General features: G+C 61.3%; 3 protein-coding genes (1 of these 3 only partly in view). All 3 read left to right on the top strand.

Features of this window, described 5'->3' with window-relative positions; translation table 11 throughout:
- Positions 1-1,035: 1,035 nt before the first annotated feature.
- Positions 1,036-2,784 (top strand): fatty acyl-AMP ligase, encoded by a 1,749-nt coding sequence (locus P7C00_RS17185; RefSeq protein WP_404940026.1) that lies wholly within the window; start codon positions 1,036-1,038, stop codon positions 2,782-2,784.
- 157 nt (positions 2,785-2,941) lie between these two features.
- The gene (locus P7C00_RS17180; RefSeq protein WP_404936927.1) at positions 2,942-13,651 is read left to right on the top strand and encodes an SDR family NAD(P)-dependent oxidoreductase; all 10,710 of its coding nucleotides are present in this window, start codon (positions 2,942-2,944) and stop codon (positions 13,649-13,651) included.
- Positions 13,648-23,428, top strand: the 5' portion of a protein-coding gene (locus P7C00_RS17175; protein WP_404936926.1) for an amino acid adenylation domain-containing protein. 4,964 nt of this gene lie beyond the right edge of the window; only the first 9,781 of its 14,745 coding nucleotides appear in the window; its start codon is at positions 13,648-13,650; the stop codon falls past the right edge of the window. The genes P7C00_RS17180 and P7C00_RS17175 overlap by 4 nt, the downstream gene beginning before the upstream one ends.

Raw genomic sequence — 23,428 nt, 5'->3', positions numbered from 1 at the left:
CGGGCGCTCTTGTGGGGCTTGGAAGTTGGTGTCGTGCTGTTTTAGAAAAGTGATAAAAAAACGCCTATTTGTATAAGGTCTTGTTTTTTTATTTTGTTAGGATTCAAGAGACCAATGATCAGGCTTGTTTCGTTGGTGGAGCATGTAAGTTATCTGATTGGTTGTGATTTTTAGGAGGGTGGTCGCAGTTTCGAGTCTAATCTTGCAGGGGGCGTGAAATATGCACGGATGTTTTTTCAGGGGTGGGCAATGTTTTCCACCGGACTGTCTCTGTGCGAGATTGGCTTTTGGTTTTGGTGATAGCGCCTCGAAAAGTAATTGAGGTGTTTGTCGGCGCCCATCGTGCAGATTTCGTTCTGAATAGAGACTTTATGGTATAGAAGTGGCGGCGTGGAAGGATTCAACGCTCCTTAATGTGGCCCTGTTAGACTATCTGCTGCGGCATTGCGGGGCTCTCGGTCTCCAAGGGAATTAAGGTTTCAATGAGGATTGTGGCGATAAGCCATCGCTCTCGATATGTCACCCTCTCAGTGAATATTGCCGCTGTTGGTTGGTCTTTTATCTCACTTGTCCCCCTTATCCGTTGCAGTTGTTTGTGTGTCACAGTCGTAGGATTTTTTCTTTCGGTAGGCACTTGTGCTTACCCTTGCTATAAATTTAACTTTTTGGCTGGTTCGATTGGGGCTCTAATCTAAATCCGTGCTGACTCATGGGGGCATCCATTTTGCGTGGCTATTGGAACGGTGTGTTTGGGGGCGAGATTGGGGTTTTCTGAGAGTGGCCTGCTTTAGATAATCAGTGCGGTGTTTCTCGTAAGCAGGAAGCTAAATTGAGTTGTCCAGGTTTCTCGGGGCTTTCTGGTTAACGTGCTGAGTCGTTAATTTTAATGTTCCGGTGGCCTGTAACCTCGGTCATGGCGAGTATAAAGATCGCTAATCAACCTTGAGGTACAGGCGTTGTTTTTGGGCGTTTGGCACTAACTATCATGTGTGTCGAAAGAAACTACTTAATAGTGATTTTAAGGGAGTGAAACATATGAGTTCGATTATAGATAAGCTTTGCGAACGTGCCAAAACCTCTGCTTCGCAACGGGCCTTCGAGTTTTTGTCATCCAAGGGAGTCTCCGAGCAGATTCTGGATTACCTCGGACTCAAGCGTGCCGCCAGTCGGGTGGCAGCCATGCTCCAGGTAGCCGGAGTCGGTGTTGGAGACCGAGTGCTGATTCTGTGCCAGCCAGGGGCGGAGTACGTTACTGCATTTTTTGGCTGTCTCTATGCCGGAGCGGTAGCGGTTCCTTTGTTTCCGCCGCGCAATCGTTTGCATGTTTCCCGCGTCGTCAGCATTTTGAACGATGCCCAAGCATCATTGGCGCTGTGCAATGCCAAGGGCGTGATGCGCTACGGGGCGTTTTTCTCCGAGATGGGGGTGCCTGCCTCGTCCTTGTTGACGCTCGATGCCTGCGAGCAATATGCCGGTGCCTTGCCAGAGCCCGCGGCGCAGCTTCCTGAGAACATTGCATTCTTGCAGTACACCTCGGGCAGCACGGGCAATCCCAAAGGCGTGATGGTTTCCAACCGCAATATTGAGCACAACCTGGGGATGCTCAACCAGTGGCTGGGAGGCAAGCCTGGCGAAGTTATGGTCAGTTGGTTGCCGCCTTATCACGACATGGGTTTGATCGCAGGGCTGCTCGCGCCGGTCGTGGGTGGTTATCCCTGTGTGTTGATGCCGCCGGAGACCTTTGCCCATAGTCCCTTCGTCTGGCTCGATGCAATCAGCCGCTATCGCGCCACGATCAGTGGCGCACCGAACTTTGCCTACGGCATGTGCTGTCAGCGGATTACCCCGGAACAGCTCTCAACGCTGGATCTTGGCCGCTGGCGTCATGCTTTCAACGGTGCCGAGCCGGTCAGGGCGCGGACCATGGTCGAGTTTTCTTCACGTTTCGCTGTCAGCGGCTTTGATCCGCGAGCCTTTGCTCCGTGCTATGGGCTGGCGGAAAGCACGTTGATCGTTACCGGTTATGCCGGTAACAAACAACCTTCCAGCCTGCTGGCCGACCGTCAGATCCTGCAGGATGAAAAACACGCGATCATCCATCAGCGCCTTGATACGCCGCAGGTACAGAACGGCTCGGTATGGCGGTCCCTGGTCAGTGTCGGGCCGGTTATCGGCGAGCAACGATTGTTGATAGTCGATCCTGACACTGGTTTGCCAGTGGCCGAGCGTTGCGTCGGTGAGATCTGTGTATCGGGCCCCAGCGTCGCCAGGGGGTATTGGCAACAGGAAGAAGCCAGCCAGCATGCCTTCAATTCGGTGCGCGACGAGAGTGCCAGGGGCTTCCTGCGCTCCGGTGATCTTGGGTTCCTGCATGAAGGGGAGCTGTATGTGACCGGTCGCCTGAAGGACATGATCATCATCGCCGGACGCAATTTTTACTCCGAGGACATCGAGCAGTCGATCGTGAGCAGCCAGCCCAGAGTGGTCGCCAACGGTTGTGCGGCTTTTGTCAGCGAAGATGATGCTCAGGAAAAACTGGTGATCGTCGCCGAGTTGGAGCGCACTCAGCGTCACGGTGACCTGCAAGACGTGATGATGGAAATCCAGAAGGAAGTCTGGATGAAGCACGAGATCAATCCGCAAAGCGTAGTGCTGGTGGCGCCTGGCCAGGTGCCGCGTACCTCCAGTGGCAAGGTTCGTCGCAAAGCCTGTCGTCAGGCCTGGGAGCGCGGCGAACTCAAGGTCCTCGATCACTGGGCGCAGGAGCCTTCGATGGCTGGCTGAGTTCATGCCGAGAGGTTGATACAGCGAAACCGCAAGCACATCCCCTGATAAGCCTGCCTCTGGATACCGCCTGTTACTAGCGCGGCAGTGGTATAGGCGGCCTGTGCGCGGTGCAAATTTCAACCTCCCACAATTTGCATCATTTTCGGGTGGCACTATGAATACATCAGCAGTTTTTCCTGAGAAGCAACAGTCTGGCGTTGTTCGGACAGCGCTTCAGGACATCGCGATCATCGGCGTCGCCGGTCGTTATCCCTTGGCCGAAAACCTTGACGAGTTTTGGCGCAACCTGGCCTCGGGGCGTGACTGTATCCGTGGGCTGCCCGAAGATCGATGGCAGGCCGGTCACCCGCAGTTGCAGGGTTTTGGCGAAATTCGCGGCGGATTCCTCCAGGATGCTGATTGTTTTGACGCGCTGTTCTTCAACATTGCTCCGCGTGATGCGGTCAAGTTGGACCCCCAGGAGCGACTGTTCCTGCAGTGTGCTTACACAGCCATCGAAGACGCCGGTTACACCCGTCAGACACTGGGCAGGTCCCGCGGTAATGACCCCACGCAGCAGAGCCGGGTAGGGGTTTTCGCCGGGGCTATGTACCAGGAGTATCAGTTCTATGGTGTCGAAGCTTCATTGATCGGCGACAGTGGTGCCTGTGGTGCAGTGGCGGCCTCCATCGCCAACCGGGTCAGTTTCTTCTGCGGTTTCCATGGCCCTAGCCTGACCCTCGACACCATGTGTTCTTCCTCGATCACCGCTATTCATCTGGCGTGCCAGAGTCTGCAACTGCACGAGTGCGAGGTGGCGTTGGCTGGCGGCGTCAATCTGTCCCTGCACCCCAACAAGTATCGTTTGCTCAAGGACAACAAGTTTCTCTCGCAACAAGGGCATTGCCGCAGCTTCGCCCGCGGTGGGGATGGCTACATTCCCAGCGAAGGTGTCGGGGTCGTGGTGCTCAAGCCCTTGGCGGCCGCTGTGCGCGATGGCGATCAGATCCACGGGGTCATCAAGGCCAGCGTGATCAATCACGGTGGTGATTCCAGTGGTTATTACGTACCCAATGCCGAGCAGCAGTCGGCGCTGATTAAGGAAGCCATCGACAAGGCGGGTATCGACCCACGGCAGATCCAATATGTCGAAGCCCATGGCACCGGCACGCCGGTGGGCGATCCGGTGGAGTTGCAAGGCCTGAGCAGCGCTTTTGGCGCCTATACCCGGGACAAGCAGTTCTGTGCCATCGGTTCGGTCAAATCCAACATCGGCCATGGTGAAAGCGCCGCCGGTGTGGCAGCGCTGAGCAAGATCCTGCTGCAGTTCAGGCATTGCCAGTTGGCGCCTTCTTTGTATGCCAACGAAGTCAGTCCCGATCTCAACTTCAGCAACTCGCCGTTCTACCTGCAGCGCGACTTACAACCCTGGCCGCGTGCGATCGATGAGCGAGGGCAAGAGCGTGCGCGTCTGGCCAGCCTGTCGTCATACGGTGCTGGTGGTTCGAATGCTCACCTGATCATTGCTGAGTACCTTCCGCCGCAGGTGGCGGCACAACCACCATCGCAGGTGGTGCCGGTGCTGCTGTTGTCGGCCACCAATCAGGCAACGTTACAGCTTCAGGCCAGGCACCTGCTGGAGTTTTTCCAGGCGGGTGGGGCCGCCACCCCCCAGGCCCTGCTTGATTGTGCCTACACCTTGCAAGTAGGGCGTGAGGCCCTCGACTGGCGGCTTGGCTTCGTAGCCCGGGATCGGCAAGCGGCCATCGACGCACTGGAGGGTTTTCTGGCCGCGCCCCAGTCGCCACAGGGACCCATCCGGCTGGGGCGGGTGCAGGGCGCTGCGGCTTCGGCCGTGCCGCTGACAGTCGAGGGTGGCACGGCCGATCCCCAGCAATGGCTCGGTGCCTGGTTGGAGGGGGCGGATGTCGATTGGCTCAGCCTGTATGGCGACCAGCGCCCAGCCCGCGTCAGCCTGCCAACCTATCCGTTTTCCCGGAACAAGCTCTGGCTGAAGACCGATAGCCGTCAGGCCAGCGCGTCGCCTGTTCAGATGGCCGCGTCAGTCCATCCTTTGCTGGGGTCACGGGAGCCCGGCAGCTCGGCCTTTTCTTCGACGTTCAGCGGCCAGGAAACATTCCTGGCCGATCATCAGGTCAACGGCAGCCTGATATTGCCTGCGGTGGCTTATCTGGAGATGGCCAGAGCAGCCCATGAAGTGCTGTGGCCGGATCAAGTGCCGTTGAGCTTGCACAAACTGCTGTGGTCCAGGCCGGCCCAGGTCACTGGCGCAGCACTCGACACACGCATCACCCTGACTGCCCGGGAGCCAGGTACCCAGGCATTCGTCATTGAAAGCTGCGATGGGCAAGGGGGCTACCTGGCCTGCGCCAGAGGCGTGATCGGCAAGTTGCAACAACCAGCGCCACCCGCACTGGATGTTCCGGCCTTTATAGCCCGACATTGTCACCAGCGTTATGAAGGGGTGGACTGCTATCGTCACTTCGCTGACCTGGGGCTGGCCTATGGACCCAGTCATCAGAGCATTGAATACCTGCATTGTGGTGAGTCTCAGGTCGTGGCGCGATTGAACATGGCGTCGTTCCACAGCCAGTATCAGCTCCATCCGTCGATGGCCGATGGTGCGTTTCAGGCCATCATCGGCTTCTATCTGGGGGGCGGTCACAGCCTTGGCGTACCGGTACCTTTTGCCCTGGAACGGGTCGATCTGCACCGCCCTTGCACGGCTCAGATGTGGTGCATCGTTTCACGCTCGGCGGAGGAGGGCGGCCAGGTTTTCGATATTCAGTTGCTCGACGATGACGGGCGACTGTGTGCCTTGTTCAGCGCGTTGACCATCAAGGATTTCTCCACGGCCAAGCCCGTTGCGCGTCACCTCGCGACGGATACCCGCGTCTCGGGCAGCAATGTGTTCTTGGCCGTGGACTGGCGCGTGCGTCAGTGGAGCGCCAAGCCCGAATCGGCTCCGGGCCTGGTGTTGCAGATTGGCAGCCGTGAAGGGATTGAGGCCGAGCTGTCGAGGCTCTTGCCACAGCGCGTTTATGCCGACCACCAGGAGTTGCAGAGCCGCGAATCCTGCGAGCGCTTGCTGGCCCGTGTGGGGGCATTTGATCAGCTCCTGTGGATTGCGCCCAGCGCTGCCAGTGATCTGAGCCAAGCCCAGGAAAGCGGAGTGCTTGGACTGTTCCGCTGGATCAAGACGCTTTTGGCCCACGGCTACCAGCAGCAGGCGTTGGCGTTGACGCTAGTGACTTGCCAGGCCCAGGCCGTTCACGAGGGCGAGCCAGTGGCCGCTGCCCATGCGTCGGTACACGGCTTGGCAGGGGTATTGGCCAAGGAAATGCGCCAGTGGCGTTTGCGCGTGGTGGATCTGGCCGCTGAGCGCTTCTGGCCGCTGGAGCAGTTGTTGACGCTGCCCTTTGATGCCAAGGGTGAAACCTGGGCCTGGCGTGACGGCCAGTGGTATCAGCAGTGCCTGTTGGCGTGCCATGAGCCGCTAACGCATCAGGCACAGGCGTTCCGGCAACACGGGGTGTACGTGATTATCGGCGGTGCCGGTGGTATCGGCAGTGCCCTGAGCCGTTACCTGATTGCACGCTACAAAGCGACGGTGATCTGGCTGGGTCGGCGGCCACTGGAGCAGGGCATCGCCAAGCAACTGCAACACTTCGCCGACCTGCCTCATCCACCGGTTTATCTCCAGGCCGACGCGACCGACGCAACGGCTCTGGCCCAGGCTCATCGGCAGATCAAACAGCGCTTTGGGCAGATCCACGGGGTGATCAACTCGGCGATTGTGCTGCAGGATCAAAGTGTCCTGGCCATGGAAGAGCAGACCTTTGCCAGGGTACTGGGGGCCAAGGTCAGTAGCAGCGTCAACATGGTGCAAGTGTTCGGTGAAGAGCCGCTCGACTTCATGTTGTTCTTCTCTTCCCTGGTGGCTTTCCTCAAGACCGCAGGGCAGAGCAACTACGCCGCAGGCTCGGTGTTCCAGGACGCGTTTGCCCAGCACTTGCGCCATGTGTGCCGGTTTCCGGTAAAGGTCATGAACTGGGGCTACTGGGGCGACTTTGGGGCCGGCGCATCTGAGCATTATCGTCAGCGCATGGCCAGTATCGGCGTTGCCAGCATCGATACGGCCGATGGCGTCGCCGCGGTCGAATTCCTGTTACGCAGTTCGCTGGCGCAACTGGGCTTTATCCGTATGTTCGACTTCAACAGACTCAGTGTGATGCCAGGCATGGTGCTTGACAGCGCACTGGAGATCGGCGCCGGGCAGCCCTTGGTAAGCGATGTGGACAGGGTGCTGGCTCGTGCCGAGCAACAGTTGGCAGCACTGTTGCCGACGGGCCTCGATGGGTTCGCTACGCCGCCGGCGCAAGTACCTGCTGACCCGGCTCCCCAGGTCACGCCAGCAGGGGCGGGACCGATGGTGCCGACGCCGGTCGCCTCAGCACCGCTCGATCTTCGTAGCAAGGCCTTGGCCCATATGAAAGAGCTGGTCGGCACAGCACTGCAAGTGCTACCCGAAGAACTGGAGGTCGGTACGCCATTGGTACGTTACGGCGTCGATTCGATCTCAGCGGTGTACATCACCAACGCGTTGGGTGAAGTGTTCGGCAGCGTCGATGGCACCTTGTTGTTTGATCTGCAGACGATCGAGGAGTTGGCCGAGCATTTTCTTACGGCTTATCCGCAGGTCTACGCCGCCTACTTCGACACTCAGGTGAGTGCGCAGCCCCAAGCGTTGATGAGCCCGCCTGAGCATCTGTCCGATGAGCACTTGCGAGCCCATACGGTGTCACGCATGAGGGCGTTGGTCAGCCGCGCACTGGAGGTGCCTCTAGAGGAGCTCGATGATCGCACGCCACTGGTACGTTACGGCGTCGATTCTATTTCGGCGGTGTACATCACCAATGCGCTGGGCGAGCTGTTCGGCGCGGTGGATGGCAGTCTGTTGTTCGATATCCAGACCATTGACGAACTGGCCGAGTACTTCCTGACTGAGCAAGCCGATGTTTGCGCCGCACTGTGCGCCGAGGCCCCCGGGGGGGGAGCGAGCACGGCGGTCGCAGCGCCACCGTTGGCGGCTGCACCGCCGCCGGTCCAGCCGATGAAGGCGACGCCGCTACCGATGCTGACGATCAACCGTGACGACGACATTGCGATTGTCGGCATGGCCGGACGCTATCCCCAGGCGCTGGATCTTCCGGCGTTCTGGCACAACCTGCTTAACGGGGTGCATTGCATCGAAGAAATCCCTGCCCAGCGTTGGGACTGGCGCATCGGTTTTTGTGACGATCCCGAGCGGATTGGTGGCTGCTACACCCGCTGGGGCGGATTTATCGAGGGGCATGACGAGTTCGATCCGGTTTTCTTCCATATCTCCCCGGCCGAAGCTGAACTGATGGACCCCCAGGAGCGGCTGATCCTGCAACAGGCTCATGCCTGCATCGAGGACGCTGGCTACACCCCCAAGGCATTGTCTGAAGGCGGCGCAGTCGGGGTGTTTGTCGGGGTCATGAACAGTGACTATCCGTTGGTGTCGCGCTATTGGTCGATCGCCAATCGCGTGTCCTATGTGTTTGATCTGCGCGGGCCGAGCGTCGCCCTGGACACCGCCTGCTCTTCGTCCTTGAGTGCTCTGCACCTGGCCGTTGAGAGTGTTCGTAGCGGCAGTTGCAGCAGCGCCCTGGTAGGCGGGGTCAATCTGATTACCGATCCGGTGCACCTTTCCAGCCTGTCGTTCATGCAGATGCTTTCCCACGGCGATGCCTGCCGTGCCTTTGGCGATCACGCGGACGGATTTGTCGCCAGTGAAGGCGTAGGGGTGGTGATGCTCAAATCCCTGGGGCAGGCCAGGGCAGACGGCGATCATCTTTACGGGGTGATCAAAGGCAGCATGATCGGTGCAGGCGGGCGTACCTCGGGTTACACCGTTCCGAGCCCGCGCGCCCAATCCCAGGTCATGCTCAAGGCCCTGGAGCGGGCCGGCATTGCCCCACAGGATGTCAGTTACATTGAGGCCCATGGAACCGGGACCGCCTTGGGCGACCCCATTGAAATCAAGGGCCTGGTCGGCGCCTATGCTGCGCTGGCCGAGGCAGGCCAGACCTGTGCGCTGGGGTCGGTGAAGTCCAATATTGGCCATGCCGAAAGTGCGGCGGGCATGGCCGGTCTGAGCAAAATATTGCTGCAAATGAAACACGGCGTGCTAGCGCCGACCTTGCATGCGCAACCGGGCAATCCACGGATCGATTTTACCCAGACCCCCTTGCGCCTGGTGCACACCGCGCAGCCCTGGGAGCGCCGGACCCGGAATCAGGAGGGAACTACCTGGTTGCTGCCACGCATTGCCGGCCTTTCCTCCTTCGGCGCCGGAGGGGCCAACGCTCATTTGTTGTTGGCCGAAGATGATCAGCCGCCACTGCCGGTACCGTGTCCGCCCGCCAGCGCGATTGTGCTGTCGGCGCAAAGTCGCGAGCAACTGAGGCAGCGGGTTGAGGATCTGTCACGCCATCTGGACCGTGAACAGCTCCAGGACACTGACCTGGCCGGCCTTGCATTCACCTTGCAGACTGGCCGCGAGACTCTCGATTGGCGGTTGGGCTTCATCGTCCGGGACATGAGCCACTTGGGGCAGTGCCTGGAGCAGGTGCTTGGGATCGACTGGGCGCAATTGAGCTGGCTGACCAGTGCCAATGGGCCATCACGCGCCAAGCCAACGCAGCCAGCAGTGCACGCCCAGGCGCCTTGGCCGGCGGCGGCCCTGCAACAGCAGATTGACCTTTGGGTGCAGGGCGAGCCCGTAGAGTGGGTCGGTTGCCATGTCCGGCAACCGCAACGCCTGAGCCTGCCGAGCTACCCGTTTCGTCGTGAGCGCTACTGGCTTGCGCCGAGCCATGACCTGCGCCGTCTGACGCCCACCGTCAGCGACCATGCGCCCGCCCCCAGTTGCGGCATTGATCGGCAGCCGGAGCGTCCCCGACAGCCGGTTTTGACCTACCGTGAGTGTTGGTCGCCACAACCACTGCCGGCCCCTTCGCCGCAGACAGAGGCCCGTAGAGTTCTGTGTCTGGTAGACCATGACGAACATGCTCGAGCATTGCAGCCATTGATCGAGCAAGCACACCCAGGCTGTGAGCTGATGTTCCTGGTCTGCGAAGGCGAGGCGTCCGGTTTGCACAATGGGCTGGCGGTTGCCAGCGACGATCTGCAAGGATTTACCGCCGCCTTTGCCCAGGTTCGCCAACGCTGGTCCGCGGTGGATGTCTGCTACCACGCCCTGGGTGCCTGCGACCTTTACTACTGTGAACGCTATCAAGGCCTGCTCTACAGCTTCCAGGCCCTGTTGGCGACCGCGTTGCCTGTGGCGCGCATGTGGTTGCTGGCACGCTATGCGCAGCCGAAATGGCAGCCCCAGATCGACAGCTGGATGGGCTTTGTGCATTCGTTGCCCATGGTCTTGCCACAGACCCGGGTCAGCCTGCTGGCCTGCCAGGACTCTCAGCGCTCAAGTGACTTGTCGCTGGCCGACTGGTTTGCCCGTTACGCATTGCCAGAAGTGCAGGGCGGTGGCGATGAAAGCGTGTTCTATCGAGATGACACACGTCATGTCGCAATCATCGAACCCCTGCCGCTGACCCAGTGCCCGCCCATCGAACAGGCCGGCAAGACCTGGTTCATCACCGGCGGCATGGGTGCGCTGGCCCAACTGCTATGGCGTCGCCTGCACGAGCAGGGCGCGAATCTGGTGCTCACTGGACGCTCGCCACTGACAGCGACGTTAAGTCGAGAAGTGGAGGCATTGGACCACGGCGCCGGGCGGGTGCTGTACGTGCAGGCCGAGGTCAGCGACGAAATCAGCCTGCGGCGTGCGGTGCAGCAGGCCAAGGCACGTTTTGGCGCGATTCACGGGGTTGTTCATGCCGCGGGCGTCGCCCCCAGTACCACGCTGGAGGGGATCGACCTGGCGGATTTCCAGCGCGTGTTGGCAGCTAAGGTTGAAGGCACGCGGGTGTTGGCCAGGGTCTTTGCAAACGAAGGGCTGTCCTGGCATGTGCAGTTCTCCTCATCGTCGGCCATTTTGGGGGACTTCGGCTCTTGCAGCTATGCGGTGGCGAACCGTTATCAAAGCGCTTTCGCTCTGGCCAACGCGCAGGACAGGGACAGTTCGACACGCCATATCGTCATCAATTGGCCGTTATGGCGCGACGGCGCGATGGGCCTTAACAGTCGTCGCGAGGAGCGCTGTTATCTGGACGGCAGCGGTCAGGACTACCTGGAGAGCGCTGATGCGTTGGCGCTATTCGAACAGGTTCTGGCCGCAGGCGTACCTCAGGCCATCGTTCTGGTGGGCAGTGAAAATCCATTGCAGCGCCGTTTGCAGGGGCACCGCCCCGTGGCGCCGTCCATCGTCAGTGAGCCCCCCGCAGCGCTGGTGCCACAAACGCTGGCGCGGGATGGGCAACCCCTGCGGCAACAGGTGCTTGAGGCCATTGAGGAACACTTGAAACTGCCGGTGGCGCGCATCAGGACGAATCTGAACTGGACTGAGCTGGGGTTCGACTCGATCAAGCTGGCGCAGATGGGCAAGCACTTGAGCCAACTGCTGGGATGCAACCTGACCCCCGCGACGTTTTTCGGCCACCCGAGCGCCGATGACCTGATTGCGTTTCTGGAGCACACCCTGATACCTCAGGGCCAGGCCACGCCAGAACGGCGGCAGCCGCAAAGGGCGGGGCAAACGGCAGCCGTAGCATCACCAGAGCGTTATGAACCGATTGCCATCATTGGTATCAGTGGGCGCTTTCCCGGTGCCGACTCCGTGGAACAGTTATGGGAGAACTGGACGCAAGGCCGCTCGGCCATTCAGGCGGCGTCGGCGTGCCGCGGCTTGCGCGCCGACAGCGCTGGTTTCGCCACGCAGTCCCAGCTCTACGGCGGCTTCATCGATGATGTCGAGGGCTTTGACCCACTGTTCTTCGAAATCTCACCCCAGGAAGCGGCGGTGATCGATCCGCAGCAGCGTCTGTTTCTGCAAGCGGCCTGGCATGCATTCGAAGATGCCGGTTACCTGGGAGAATCGATCCGCGGCAGTCAGTGCGGTGTGTTTGTCGGCGCCGAAGAGAGTTTCTACGGCGAGCAACTGGCCCAGTGCGGACGGATCAACGCCAACCGTAATGCCACCTTGTCGGCGCGGATTGCCTATGCGCTGGACCTGCAGGGCCCCAACTACAGCCTGACCGCTTCATGCTCCTCGGGCTTGGTGGCGATACATCAGGCTTGTCGCGCCTTGCAACTGGGGGAGTGCACCATGGCCCTGGCTGGTGGTGTCAGCCTGATGGTGTCCTCCAAAGAACTGGGGACGTTGGCCGAAGTCATGCCGCTTGCTCAGGAGCCTGCGTGCCGAGTGTTCGATCAGAACGCCAGCGGCTTGGTGCCGGCCGAGGCTGTGACCGCGGTAATCCTCAAGCCTCTGGAACAGGCGCTGGCCGATGGCGACCGGGTTTACGGGGTGATTCGCAGCAGCGCGGTGAACTACGACGGCCGGACCAACGGCCTGATGGCGCCGAGTCCGTTGCGCCAGGCTGAACTGTTTGCCCAGACTCTGGATCGCGCCGGGCTTGAACCTGGGCAGGTGCAACTGGTTCTGGCCCACAGCATCGGCATGCCTCTGGGGGATCCGGTCGAGGTCCAGGCCTTGCAGCAAGTATTTACCCCGGGCCAGGGCGAGCCCTGTTCATTGACTTCGATAAAGCCGTTGCTGGGCCATAGTTTCGCGGCCTCAGGTGGCGTTGACCTGATGGCCATGCTCATGGCTTTGCGGCATGCCGGCAAGCCGGCCTTGCAGGGCTTGCGGCAGCTCAACGAATACATCGGCTTCGAGTCGTCCGCAGTGGCTCCGGTGCTGGCTCTTCAACCCTGGAAGGTGGCTGCCGGCGAGCGTCGGCGCGGCATGATAAGTACCACCGGGATCAATGGCTCGAACGCCTGTTTAGTGCTTGAAGAGGCGCCGCCAGCCCTCGAGGCAACCTCCGAGGCTCCCAGCGAACAGTTGATCCTGCTATCAGCGCCGGATGCGCCGCGACTGGAGCGTCTTGTCAACGCACTGCTGCAGCAGATAGACGATGACCCCTCGCTGCGCGTCGAGGACATCGCCTTCACGCTGATGCGCGGGCGCGAGGCGCTGGAGTGTCGTGCGGCCTGGGTCGTGGATTCGCGGGATCAATTGCGCCGCGTTCTGCAAGAGTTCGATAGCGGTGCCCAGGGGGCGCGCGGTCAGGACCAGATGGTGCCGCCGTTGGCACCTGTGCAATGGCCTGAACCTGCCAACCGCACAGCGTTGCAGGCTCTGGCCGCCAGCTGGGTGAGCGGTTTGCCTATACCCGAGTGTCCGATGCTTGCAGGGCGGCGTATCGGCTTGCCGCTGACTGTGTTCCTGCGTACCCCGTGCTGGTCCGCTGTCACCATGGCCGATGTGCAGGCAGCGCCAGCGGATGACGCCCGCCCGCCAAGCGATCTACAGGCCTTCATCCTGACGTTCATCGAACAGCACCTGGGCCTCAGTGCCGCCCAGTTGTCGATGGACAGGCCACTGCGTCAATACGGTATGGACTCGGTGCTTGCCATCAAGCTTGCGCATGCGCTGGAGCAGCGATTCCAGGTGCGATTGTCGGCCCGTGCCTTCCATGAAAACCCCACCCTGCACGCGCTTATCGCGCACATCCGTGAACAACCAGCTAGCGCCCCGGCAGCCAGTCGAGATCTTGCGGCGTTTCAGGACGCCCAGGTGATCGCCATGCTCGACCAGATCATTCACCAAGAGAAATCCCTCGACGACGTTAAGGAGCTGTTGAAATGAATGCAGCCGCTACCCAAAAACAGCTTCTGGCCGCGTACAAAGCGGGAGAAATCTCCACCACACAACTCAAGAACCTGCTGTTCGCCAGCGAACCGCTGACCCTGTCGGCCGGGCAAAAGGGCTTGTGGGCACTGCACAAGACGGTGCCGGAGATCACCGCCTATCAGATCCCGTTGTGCTTTCGTTGTGCGCGCCCTCTGGATTTTGCGGCGCTGCAACAGGCCTACCGGCAGGTTCTGGGCACCTATCCGCTGCTCACCAGCCGGCTGCACGAGGCGCAAGGGGAGCTGTGTCTGCAACCTCAGGCCGTCTCGCAGTTCAGTCTGACGCTACAGGACGTGGGGGCAATGCCCTCGCAACAGGTGCTCGATACCTTGCACGGCCTGAGCCAACAGCCGCTGGCGCTGGAAGGGCCGGCGTTGATCGATGGTCATGTCTTGAAAGGCGACGCTGACCAGTGGTGGTGCCTGTTCCGAGTTCACCACATCATTTTCGACGGCACCTCTGCACTGGTGTTTCTCAGGCACCTGTTCGATGCCTACCAGAGCCTGACCGAGGGTACGCCGGCGCGGGTAGAGCCGCCCGCGGCGCACTTTGGCGAGTTTGTTGCCTGGCAAGGCGCCAGGCTTGAAGAGGCGGAAGCGGCGCCACTGCTGGACTACTGGAAAACAACCCTGGATCAGGTGCCGCTGCCCCTTGAATTGACCACGGACTTTCCTCGCGGCCCCTCGGTGTCGTTCGCAGGCAGCAGCCTTCGTCTGCCGCTGGCTGAGGCCCTGAACGAGCGCGTAGAGGCTTTTTGTGGCGAGCATGGCTTGAGCAGGGCAGTGTTTTTCCTGGGAGTTTTCAACGGCTTGCTCAGCCGCTACACCCAGCAGCAGGACATTGTGGTCGGCATGCCGACCCTGGGCCGCCCCGAAGAACGTTTTGCACAAAGCATCGGCTATTTCATGAACATGCTGCCGATCCGTAGCCGTGGCATCGAAAGCACCCCCGCACTTGACTACCTGCACCGCCTGCAGGAGACGGTGCTCGATGCGCTGGACCATGCGGACTATCCGTTCCCGACCTTGCTCAAGGCACTTAAGGTGCCGCGCAATCATCGACAGCGCCCGTTATTCAACGTGGCGTTCGCCCATCAGAACTTCGCCAGCAGCCATTGGTTGCAGCACCTGGAGCAGCAATACATCAAGCCCCTGAGCATCACCATGCTCGAGCAACTGCGCCAGGAGGGGGAGTATGAGCTGGAGCTGGAGATCATCGAAAATGCCGATGGCACGGTGATCAACTTCAAATACGCTACGGCGTTGTTCGCACCGGCGCGCATCAGCCGCATGCTCGCGCACTACCTGCAATTGGTGCAGGCCGTGCTTGCCGATCCACAGCGTTGCGTGGCCGATCACGACATCGTGGACGAGCAAGAACAGGCACTGATGCAACGCTGCAACGCCAGTGAAGTGGCGGTGCCCGTAGTGACGAGCCTGTTGCAGTGGGTGCAGCACCAGGCTCAGTGCTACCCGGAGAAAACCGCCTTCAGGCATCAGCAGCAGGTACTGGATTACCGCACGCTGTTGCACCGAGCCAAGGCCCTGGGGAATTTTTTGAACGCGAGGGGGATCGGTGTCGGCGCCAGGGTGGGGATTTGCCTGGAGCGCTCCCTGGACCTGCCGGTGGCCATCCTCGGGGTGCTGCATAGCGGCGCGGCCTATGTTCCGCTGGACCCGACGTATCCCGCTGAGCGTCAGTGCTACATGCTCCAGGACAGTGACGCGTGTCTGCTGCTGAGCCAGTCGAGTATCGGCCGCGACTGGTCGGTGCCCTGTGAGGTGCTGTGCCTGGATGAGCAGCGCACCCACATCGCCGGGTATGCCGATAGCCAGTTACCGCAGATCAAGGTCCGCAGTGCCGATGACCTGGCTTATCTGATCTATACCTCGGGCTCAACCGGCAAGCCCAAGGGTGTCATGGTGCCTCACCGTGCGTTGAACAATTTCCTGTACAGCATGGCGCAGATGCTCGAAGTCGATGAGCGTGACCGGCTGCTGGCGGTGACCACCTTCAGTTTCGATATTGCCGGGCTGGAGTTGTTTCTCGGGCTGATTCGCGGTGCTGAATGTGTCCTCTGCGATGCTGCCGTGGCCAGCGACGCCGAGCGTCTCAAGGCATTGATCGAACACACCCGCCCCACTGTGATGCAGGCGACTCCTACCACCTGGCAGTTGTTGTTCCAGGTTGGCTGGCAGCCATCCCCGCAATTGCAGGTGCTATGCGGCGGAGAGGCCATGCCCATGGCCTTGCTGCAGCAGTTTCAGGCGGCTTCGGCAAAGATCTGGAATCTCTACGGGCCCACCGAGACCACCATCTGGTCCAGTGCCAAGCGCCTGGACCAGGCGACGGGCGTGACCATCGGTGGACCGATTGCCAACACCCAACTGCATGTGCTCAATCAGTATCGACGCCTGCAGCCGTTGGGCGTGCCGGGTGAGCTGGCGATTGCCGGTGCCGGCGTGGCAGTGGGTTATCACCGTTTGCCGGAGCAAACGGCGGACAAGTTCATCGCCGACCCGTTTCATCCCGGACAACGCATGTTTCTGACTGGCGACAGCGCGTTGCGTCTGGAAGACGGTGATATTCGTTGCCTGGGACGACAGGACTTACAGATCAAAGTTCGTGGCCATCGTATCGATATTGAAGAAATCGAAACCTGCATCGTCAATTTGTGTCCGGTGCAGAGCGCGGTCGTTGTCCAGCAGCACAAGCAAGGACAGGCCGGGGGCCTGGTGGCGTACCTGCAGGCCGACATCAGCGCAGTTGAAGCTTCATCGCTGATCGCCACGGTCAAGGCGCAACTGGCCAGGCAACTTCCGGGCTACATGATGCCTCAGCGGTTCGTCTGTGAGCCGGCACTGCCCCTGACCGCCAACGGCAAGATCGACCGCAAGGCGCTGATGGTGCGCGTGCTGCCTGACGTAGCAGATAGCCCTGTAGAAGCCTTCGCGCCGACCGTTCGTGGCAATACCCTGGAGCGGGTGCGCCAGGCCTGGCAGCAGGTTCTGGGGTATCCCCTGGAAAATGACGAAAGCGGCTTTTTCGATTTGGGCGGTGACTCGGTCAGTGCGGTGCAGGTGGCTCAGCTATTGAGTCAGCAGTTGCAGCGCAAGGTGGCCGTTACGCTGTTGTTCCAGCATCCCACGGTCACCCTACTGGGGGCGGCGCTGGATCGCCTGACCGAGGCCGAGCAGGCGTTGCCAGAGCGGGACGAGGTCGCGCCAGAGCAGGTGCCCGAGGCGCTGCCGGACGCGCTGCAGAGCAGCGCCGCGGTGATTGGTCTGTCCTGCCAGTTCGCGCAAAGCGCCGATCTGCAGGCGTTCTGGGACAACCTGTGTCAGGGGCATGCGTGTGTCACGCGTTGGAGCGAGGAGCAATTGCGTGAGCTGAAGGTGCCGGAGTCGATGATCCGTCACCCGCAGTTTGTTCCGGTCAAAGCGATCCTGGATGACAAGCACGCGTTCGATGCCAGCTTCTTTGGGCTTTCGCCCAGGGATACCGGTTTCATGAGCCCGGCCTTCAAGCAGTTGCTGATGCATGCCTGGCGAGCGTTCGAGGATGCCGGTTACGTGCCGGAACAAGCGCCGCGCACCGCGGTTTACATGTGCGCCGGGCAAAGCATGAGCGGTCAGCAGAGTGCGGCCGACGCGGCGTATTTCATCGAAGACGCCGATCAGTATGTAGGCTGGCTGATGGGGCAGGGCGGCAGCATTCCGACCATGATCTCCTACAAGCTCGGCCTGACCGGTCCCAGCGTGTTCATGCAGACCAACTGCTCCTCGTCCCTGGTGGCGCTGCAGGCCGGCCTGGAAAGTATCCGTAGCGGCGCCGTGGATTACGCCCTGGTCGGGGCGGCTACGGTGTTTCCGGTATCCATGGCCGGGTATCTGCATCAACCGGGGCTGAACTTTTCCAGCAGTGGTCAATGTCGGCCCTTTGATGCTGAGGCGGACGGCATGGTCAGTGGCGAAGGGGTCGCCATGCTGTTGCTCAAGCGCGCCAGCCTGGCGCTGGCCGATGGCGATCAGCCTTACGCCCTGCTTAAGGATGTACAGATCAATAACGACGGAGCGCTGAAGGCCGGGTTCTTCGCCCCAAGCGTCGCCGGCCAGGCCGCGGTGATTGGCCGGGTGCTGGAGCAGGCGGGGGTCGGTGCGCAGCAAGTCGGCTACATCGAGACCCACGGTACGGGCACGGCGCTGGGTGATCCAGTGGAGTTCGCGGCGCTCAGCCAGGTTTATGCCGGCACCGGGGACGCGCAATACTGCGGCCTGGGCTCGGTCAAGAGCAATATCGGTCACACCGACACCGCCGCTGGGCTCGCAGGGTCGATCAAGGCCATCCTCAGTCTGGCCCGTGAGCAGATTCCGCCGACCTTGCACCTGGACGCGCCCAATCAGCAGATCGACCTTGAGCATTCGCCGTTCTTTCTGGTCGATCAACTGTATCCATGGCCGGCGCAGCAGCAGAACCCGCGGCATGCAGCCGTCAGTTCCTTTGGCGTGGGCGGCACCAACGCCCACGCCTTGTTCCGTGGTGCCGACGACTGGCCCGGGCGCCTCGGCTCTGCAGGTCCAGGGCCACACCTGGTGTTGCTGTCGGCCAAGACCGAGGACAAACGGCGACTGGCGGTCCAACAGCTCCTGGACTTTGTACGCAACGCCGATCCGACCCTGGACCTCGCCGATCTCGCTCACACCCTGCGCGTGGGCCGCAAAGCCTGGAACCAGCGGGTGGCCCTTGTCGTCACTGATCGCAACCAGCTGTGCCGCATGCTGGGCAGTTTTATCGAGGGGCGGACCGAGGACGGTGTGTACCAGGGGCAAACCCTGCGTCAGACGGCAGCCGGCGAGGTGCATGACGCGCCTGCCGACGTCCACAGCCTGGCCCGGCATTGGTGCCTGGGCGGCGCCATCGAGGGTTATCAAGCGCCGGTGGGTGAGCGCCCGCCACGGCGCATTCATCTGCCGACGTACCCCTTCATCACTGACCGCGAAAGACAGCCTATGCCGAGCCAGTTATCCACCACCGCCGAGTCCTTGTCCCAGGATCAGGTCGCGCCTTCTGTCACGGCGGCGACAGCCGCACCCGACTGCCATGCCCTTTACGGGGCGGGCTGCTGGGAGCGGGTCAGCGTGGCACTTGCACCGTCCTCGCAGGTCGGGGTAACGGCGATCTTCCATGACGGCGCCGATTGGCCCACAGCGTGGGGGCAGGGCGTGGTTCTTAACCCTGAACACTACCCCGATGAGTCCGCGCTGCTGGCGCTGTTTACCCAGCAGGCGCCGCTTGAACACCTGATCTGGGTGGTGCCTGAGGACCGTACCGGGACCTTGGCCGCGATGCAGGCCGAGCAACAGCGGGGCGTGCTCTGGGGCGCGACCCTGTTGCGCGCTCTGAGCCGCAGCCGCTACCACGACAGCGCGCTGCGAATCACCGTGATCACCCGGCGCAGTGTTGCGATTGTCGACCAGGACCCGGTGGTGGCGACTCACAGCGGGGTTCACGGGTTATTGGCCACGGTGGTCAAGGAGCATGCGCATTGGCAGCTGCGGATTGTCGATGCCGAAGACCTTGGCGTGGTCCTGGCCCCGGGCTTTGCCGCGCTGCCGTTCGAGCGCACCGGCAGGCCTTGGGCGCACCGTACGGGCGACTGGTTCCGGCCTTCATTGCATGTGTTGGACGAGTGCCTGAACAGCGTCATTGAGCCGGCTGGATCGATGTATCGCCAAGGGGGCGTATACGTGATCGTGGGCGGCGCCGGGGCCGTCGGGCAGGACTGGAGCACCTATCTGGTGCGCAGGTACCAGGCGCAATTGGTGTGGATCGGACGCAGTCCGGCGGATGCTCAAGTGCAGGCCCGTATCGAACGGTTGGCGGCATGGGGACCGGCACCGCTGTATGTCCAGGCGGATGCCACTGATCTGGAACAATTGCAGCGTGCCTGCGCCGGGATTCGCCAGCGCTTTGCGCGGATTCACGGGGTCGTGCACTCAGCCATGGTGCGCGAGAATCAACCCCTGCTCCAGCAGCCCCCCCAAGACTTTGCCCAGCGACTCAACACCAAAGTGGCCATCGCCCTTAACCTGGCTCAGGTGTTCAGTGCTGATTCGCTCGATTTCCTGCTGTTCTTTTCATCGATCAACGATCTCTATCTGGCACCTAACAGCAGTGCCTACGCTGCCGGCGGACACTTTATCAGTGCCTTGGCCGACCAGCTCAATCAGCGCGGTGAGCGCCGCGTGAAAGTCGTTCACTGGCCGCATTGGGAAACCACCTCGCTGCGCGAGGATGTCCAGGGCGTGCGCCAGCATCTGGCAAGGCTGGGGTTCGGTGTGCTGCCCGCTGATGAGGCCATGGTTGAACTCGAAACCTTTCTGGCACAACCCTTTACCCATCTGGTCAGTCTGCGCTTGACCGCCCCGGCCAAACTGGAGGCGTTGAGTTTCAGTGGCTTGGGCCTGGCGCCCAAGCAGCAGGCGTGCGCGGTCGAGGCGTTCCCAGCGCCGCCACTGGAACTGCAACACGCTCAGCAACTGATTGAGTTCACCTACGGCCGCCTGGATGAAATTGCGCCGTTGTTGCGGGCGTTGATGTGGCGTCAGATCGAGGTGTTCTTGGCGGAGGCAGGCCTGACAGCAGGCAACCGCCGTGGCCGCTATTCGTTGCAGCACTTGCAATCGGCGCTGAATGACGGCCATTACCTGCTGCGCTGGCTCAACGCGAGCCTGCGGATTCTGGAAGACCGCGAGGAAGTGACCCTCGTGGGTGATCAGGTGCTGCTGTCCAGTGCCCTGGAAGAGCGCGTCAGTACCAGTTGGGAGCGTTGGCAGGCAGTCAAGGCCGAGCTGGAACAGGACCCATTCCTGGCATCGGTCAGTCGCTTCATTGACGTTGCGCTGCAGGCGGTTCCCGACGTGTTGGGCGGGCGGAAAAAAGCCACCGACGTATTTTTTTCCAACAGTTCGATGGCCCTGGTGGAGTCGATCTACAAGGAAAATCCGGTGGTCCATTATTACAGCTCCGTGGTTGGCAGCCTGGTTGCCGCGCAGGTTCAGGCGATTGTGGCGCGCCAGCCAGAGGCGCGAATTCGCCTGTTGGAAGTCGGCGCCGGAACCGGCAGTTGCACCGAGCATGTATTGGCAGCACTCAAACCGTTTGCCCGAAACATCGACGAATACTGCTTCACCGACTTGTCGCAACTGTTTTTGCACCGAGCAGAGCGCCGCTATCGCGCCGAGCATCCGTACCTGGCCACACGCATTTTCAATGCCGAGAAGGACCCGCAAGCCCAGGGCATGAGCGCTGAGCATTACGATGTGGTGATCGCCGCCAACGTGATCCATGCAACCCAGGACATTCGTACCGCAGTTAGAAATATCCAGTCGTTGATGAAGACCCATGGGCAGTTTCTGCTTTTGGAGCTGAGCGAAAACTCGCTGTTTTCCCACCTCACCTTCGGCTTGCTGGAGGGCTGGTGGCGCTTCAGCGATCCCGAATTGCGGATGCCTTACGGCCCGGCGCTGGCGGCGGCAAGCTGGCGCAGTGTACTGCTGGATCAAGCCTTTGATCGCGTCAGTTTTCCCTGCCAAGCCCTGCAGCGCAGCGATCTGCAAGTGGTGGTGGGGCGCAGTAGCGGCTTTGGACTGGGCCCGCAGACGCCACGCCGCTGGACCCTGGAGCCGCTTGTCGAACCCGACGTCAGCGTCGGCGCAGGCCCTGAGCCGACCCCGCCTGCGGAGCACAACCCGATCCGGCAAAGCAGCGCCTGCGTCCCGGCGCCAGCATCGCAGCTCAGGAACGTGCACGACGTCTTGACCGAGCTGTTCAGTCAGACCCTGGGGGTTGCTGCACAAGACATCGATGGCGATGAGTCCCTGGGGGATTACGGGCTGGACTCGATTATTGGCGTCAAGCTGGTGCAGCAGATTAATGCCCGGGTGGGCCTGGAACTGGTGGCGGGGGTGTTGTTCGAGTTCAACACACTCAATCTGCTGGCCTCGCACATTGCCGGATTGCTCCCGGCGCCGGCTGCCCCCCCTGCACTGGCCCCAGCACCGACATCGGTGGCTGATGCCGTGATCGAAGCCGAACAGCCATTGGCGCAAGTCCCGCAGGACTGTCGGCAGGGCCAGCGGGATGTTGCCATCGTTGGCATGAGCGGGCAGTTTCCGGGGGCCAACTCGCTCTCGGCGTTCTGGAACAACATCGAGCAAGGCATCGATTGCACCCAGGAGATTCCCAGCGAGCGCTGGGACTGGCGGCAGTTCTTTGGGCCCAGCGATGGCAACAGCCCGCGCACTGAGTCGCGCTGGGGCGGTTTCATCGACAACGTCTACCACTTCGATCCGTTGTTCTTCGAGCTGTCGCCCCATGAGGCGGCGTTGATGGATCCGCAGCAGCGTCTGTTGCTCAAGCATGCCTGGTTGGCGATCGAAGACGCCGGCGTCGCGCTCAAGCGTTTTGCGACGAAAAAGACCGGGGTTTTCATGGCTGTCGGTGCCTCCGACTACGCCTGCACCGTGCAATTGCCGGTGGGCAATCCGTTGGTGGCTTCGGCCATCTCATCGGCGATGGTGGCCAACCGGATTTCTCACCTGTTCAATCTGCGCGGCCCCAGCGAACACTACGACACTGGCTGCTCGTCGTCGCTGGTGGCGTTGCACCGGGCTTTGCTGGCACTGGCCAATGGCGAGTGCGAACAGGCATTGGTGGGGGGCGTGCAACTGGTGTTGTCACCCTTGGGGGCGATCAACCTGGGCGCGGTGGGCTTTCTTAGCAGTGATGGCCGATCCCGTTCATTTCAGGCCGACGCAGATGGGTTTGTCCGCTCCGAAGGCGTGGGGGTGCTGGTCCTCAAGTCATTGCAACAGGCCATTGACGATCGTGATGATATCTACGCAGTGCTCAAGGGCAGCGGCGTGGCCCACGGCGGAAAAGGGGTTTCGCTGACCGCTCCGAATGCCTTGGGCATGAAAGAGGCGATCAACCAGGCGCTGGAGCGGGCCGGGGTCGAGCCGCAAACCTTGTCCTACGTCGAGACCCACGGCATTGCCTCGCCCATTGGCGACAGCATCGAGATCCAGGCGCTCAAGTCCACCCTCGACCAGGGTGATGCCCTGCAACCCTGCGTCTTGAGCAGTCTCAAACCGGTGATAGGTCACGCGGAAGTCGCCTCGGGGATCGGGGCATTGATCAAAACCGCGCTGGCCCTGCGGCACCGCGTGCGCCCTGGTGTGCCGGGGTTTGCGACCGCCAGCCAACACCTCTCCCTGGCCAAGAGTCGATTGAGCATCAGTGCCGCGTCATGTGACTGGCCGGCCTCCAACGGCGGCCAGCCGCGGCGTGCCGGGGTCAACAGCTTCGGGTTTGGCGGGGTCAACGGGTTTGCCGTGCTAGAGGAGTATGTGGCGCCAGCCGCCAAAGCCGTTGTATCGGACGAACCGCAACTGTTGCTGCTTAGCGCCAAGCATGACAGCGCGTTGCGGCGCAATGCCGAGGCCTTGCTGGCGTTTTTGCAGCAGCGCCCCGAACTGCAGCTGACTCAACTGTCCGCAGCGTTGTGGCGCAAAAGCGCGTGGCCGGTGCGCCTGGCGCTGGTGGTGACGGATATCACGCAGGCGATCGCCCGGCTAAATGCCTTTATCAGCAGCGAGCCCGGGCAAAGAGCGCCGTTGCAGGGAGCCTATTACGGTGATGAGAGCGACCGCTCACCGGCCTTGCACGGAT

This window comes from Pseudomonas sp. JDS08PS003 (genome assembly GCF_045013505.1).
GTDB classification, from domain to species: domain Bacteria; phylum Pseudomonadota; class Gammaproteobacteria; order Pseudomonadales; family Pseudomonadaceae; genus Aquipseudomonas; species Aquipseudomonas protegens_B.
The sequence above is the reverse complement of the archived record's forward strand: the minus strand, read 5'-3'. Positions and strand labels throughout refer to the sequence as shown.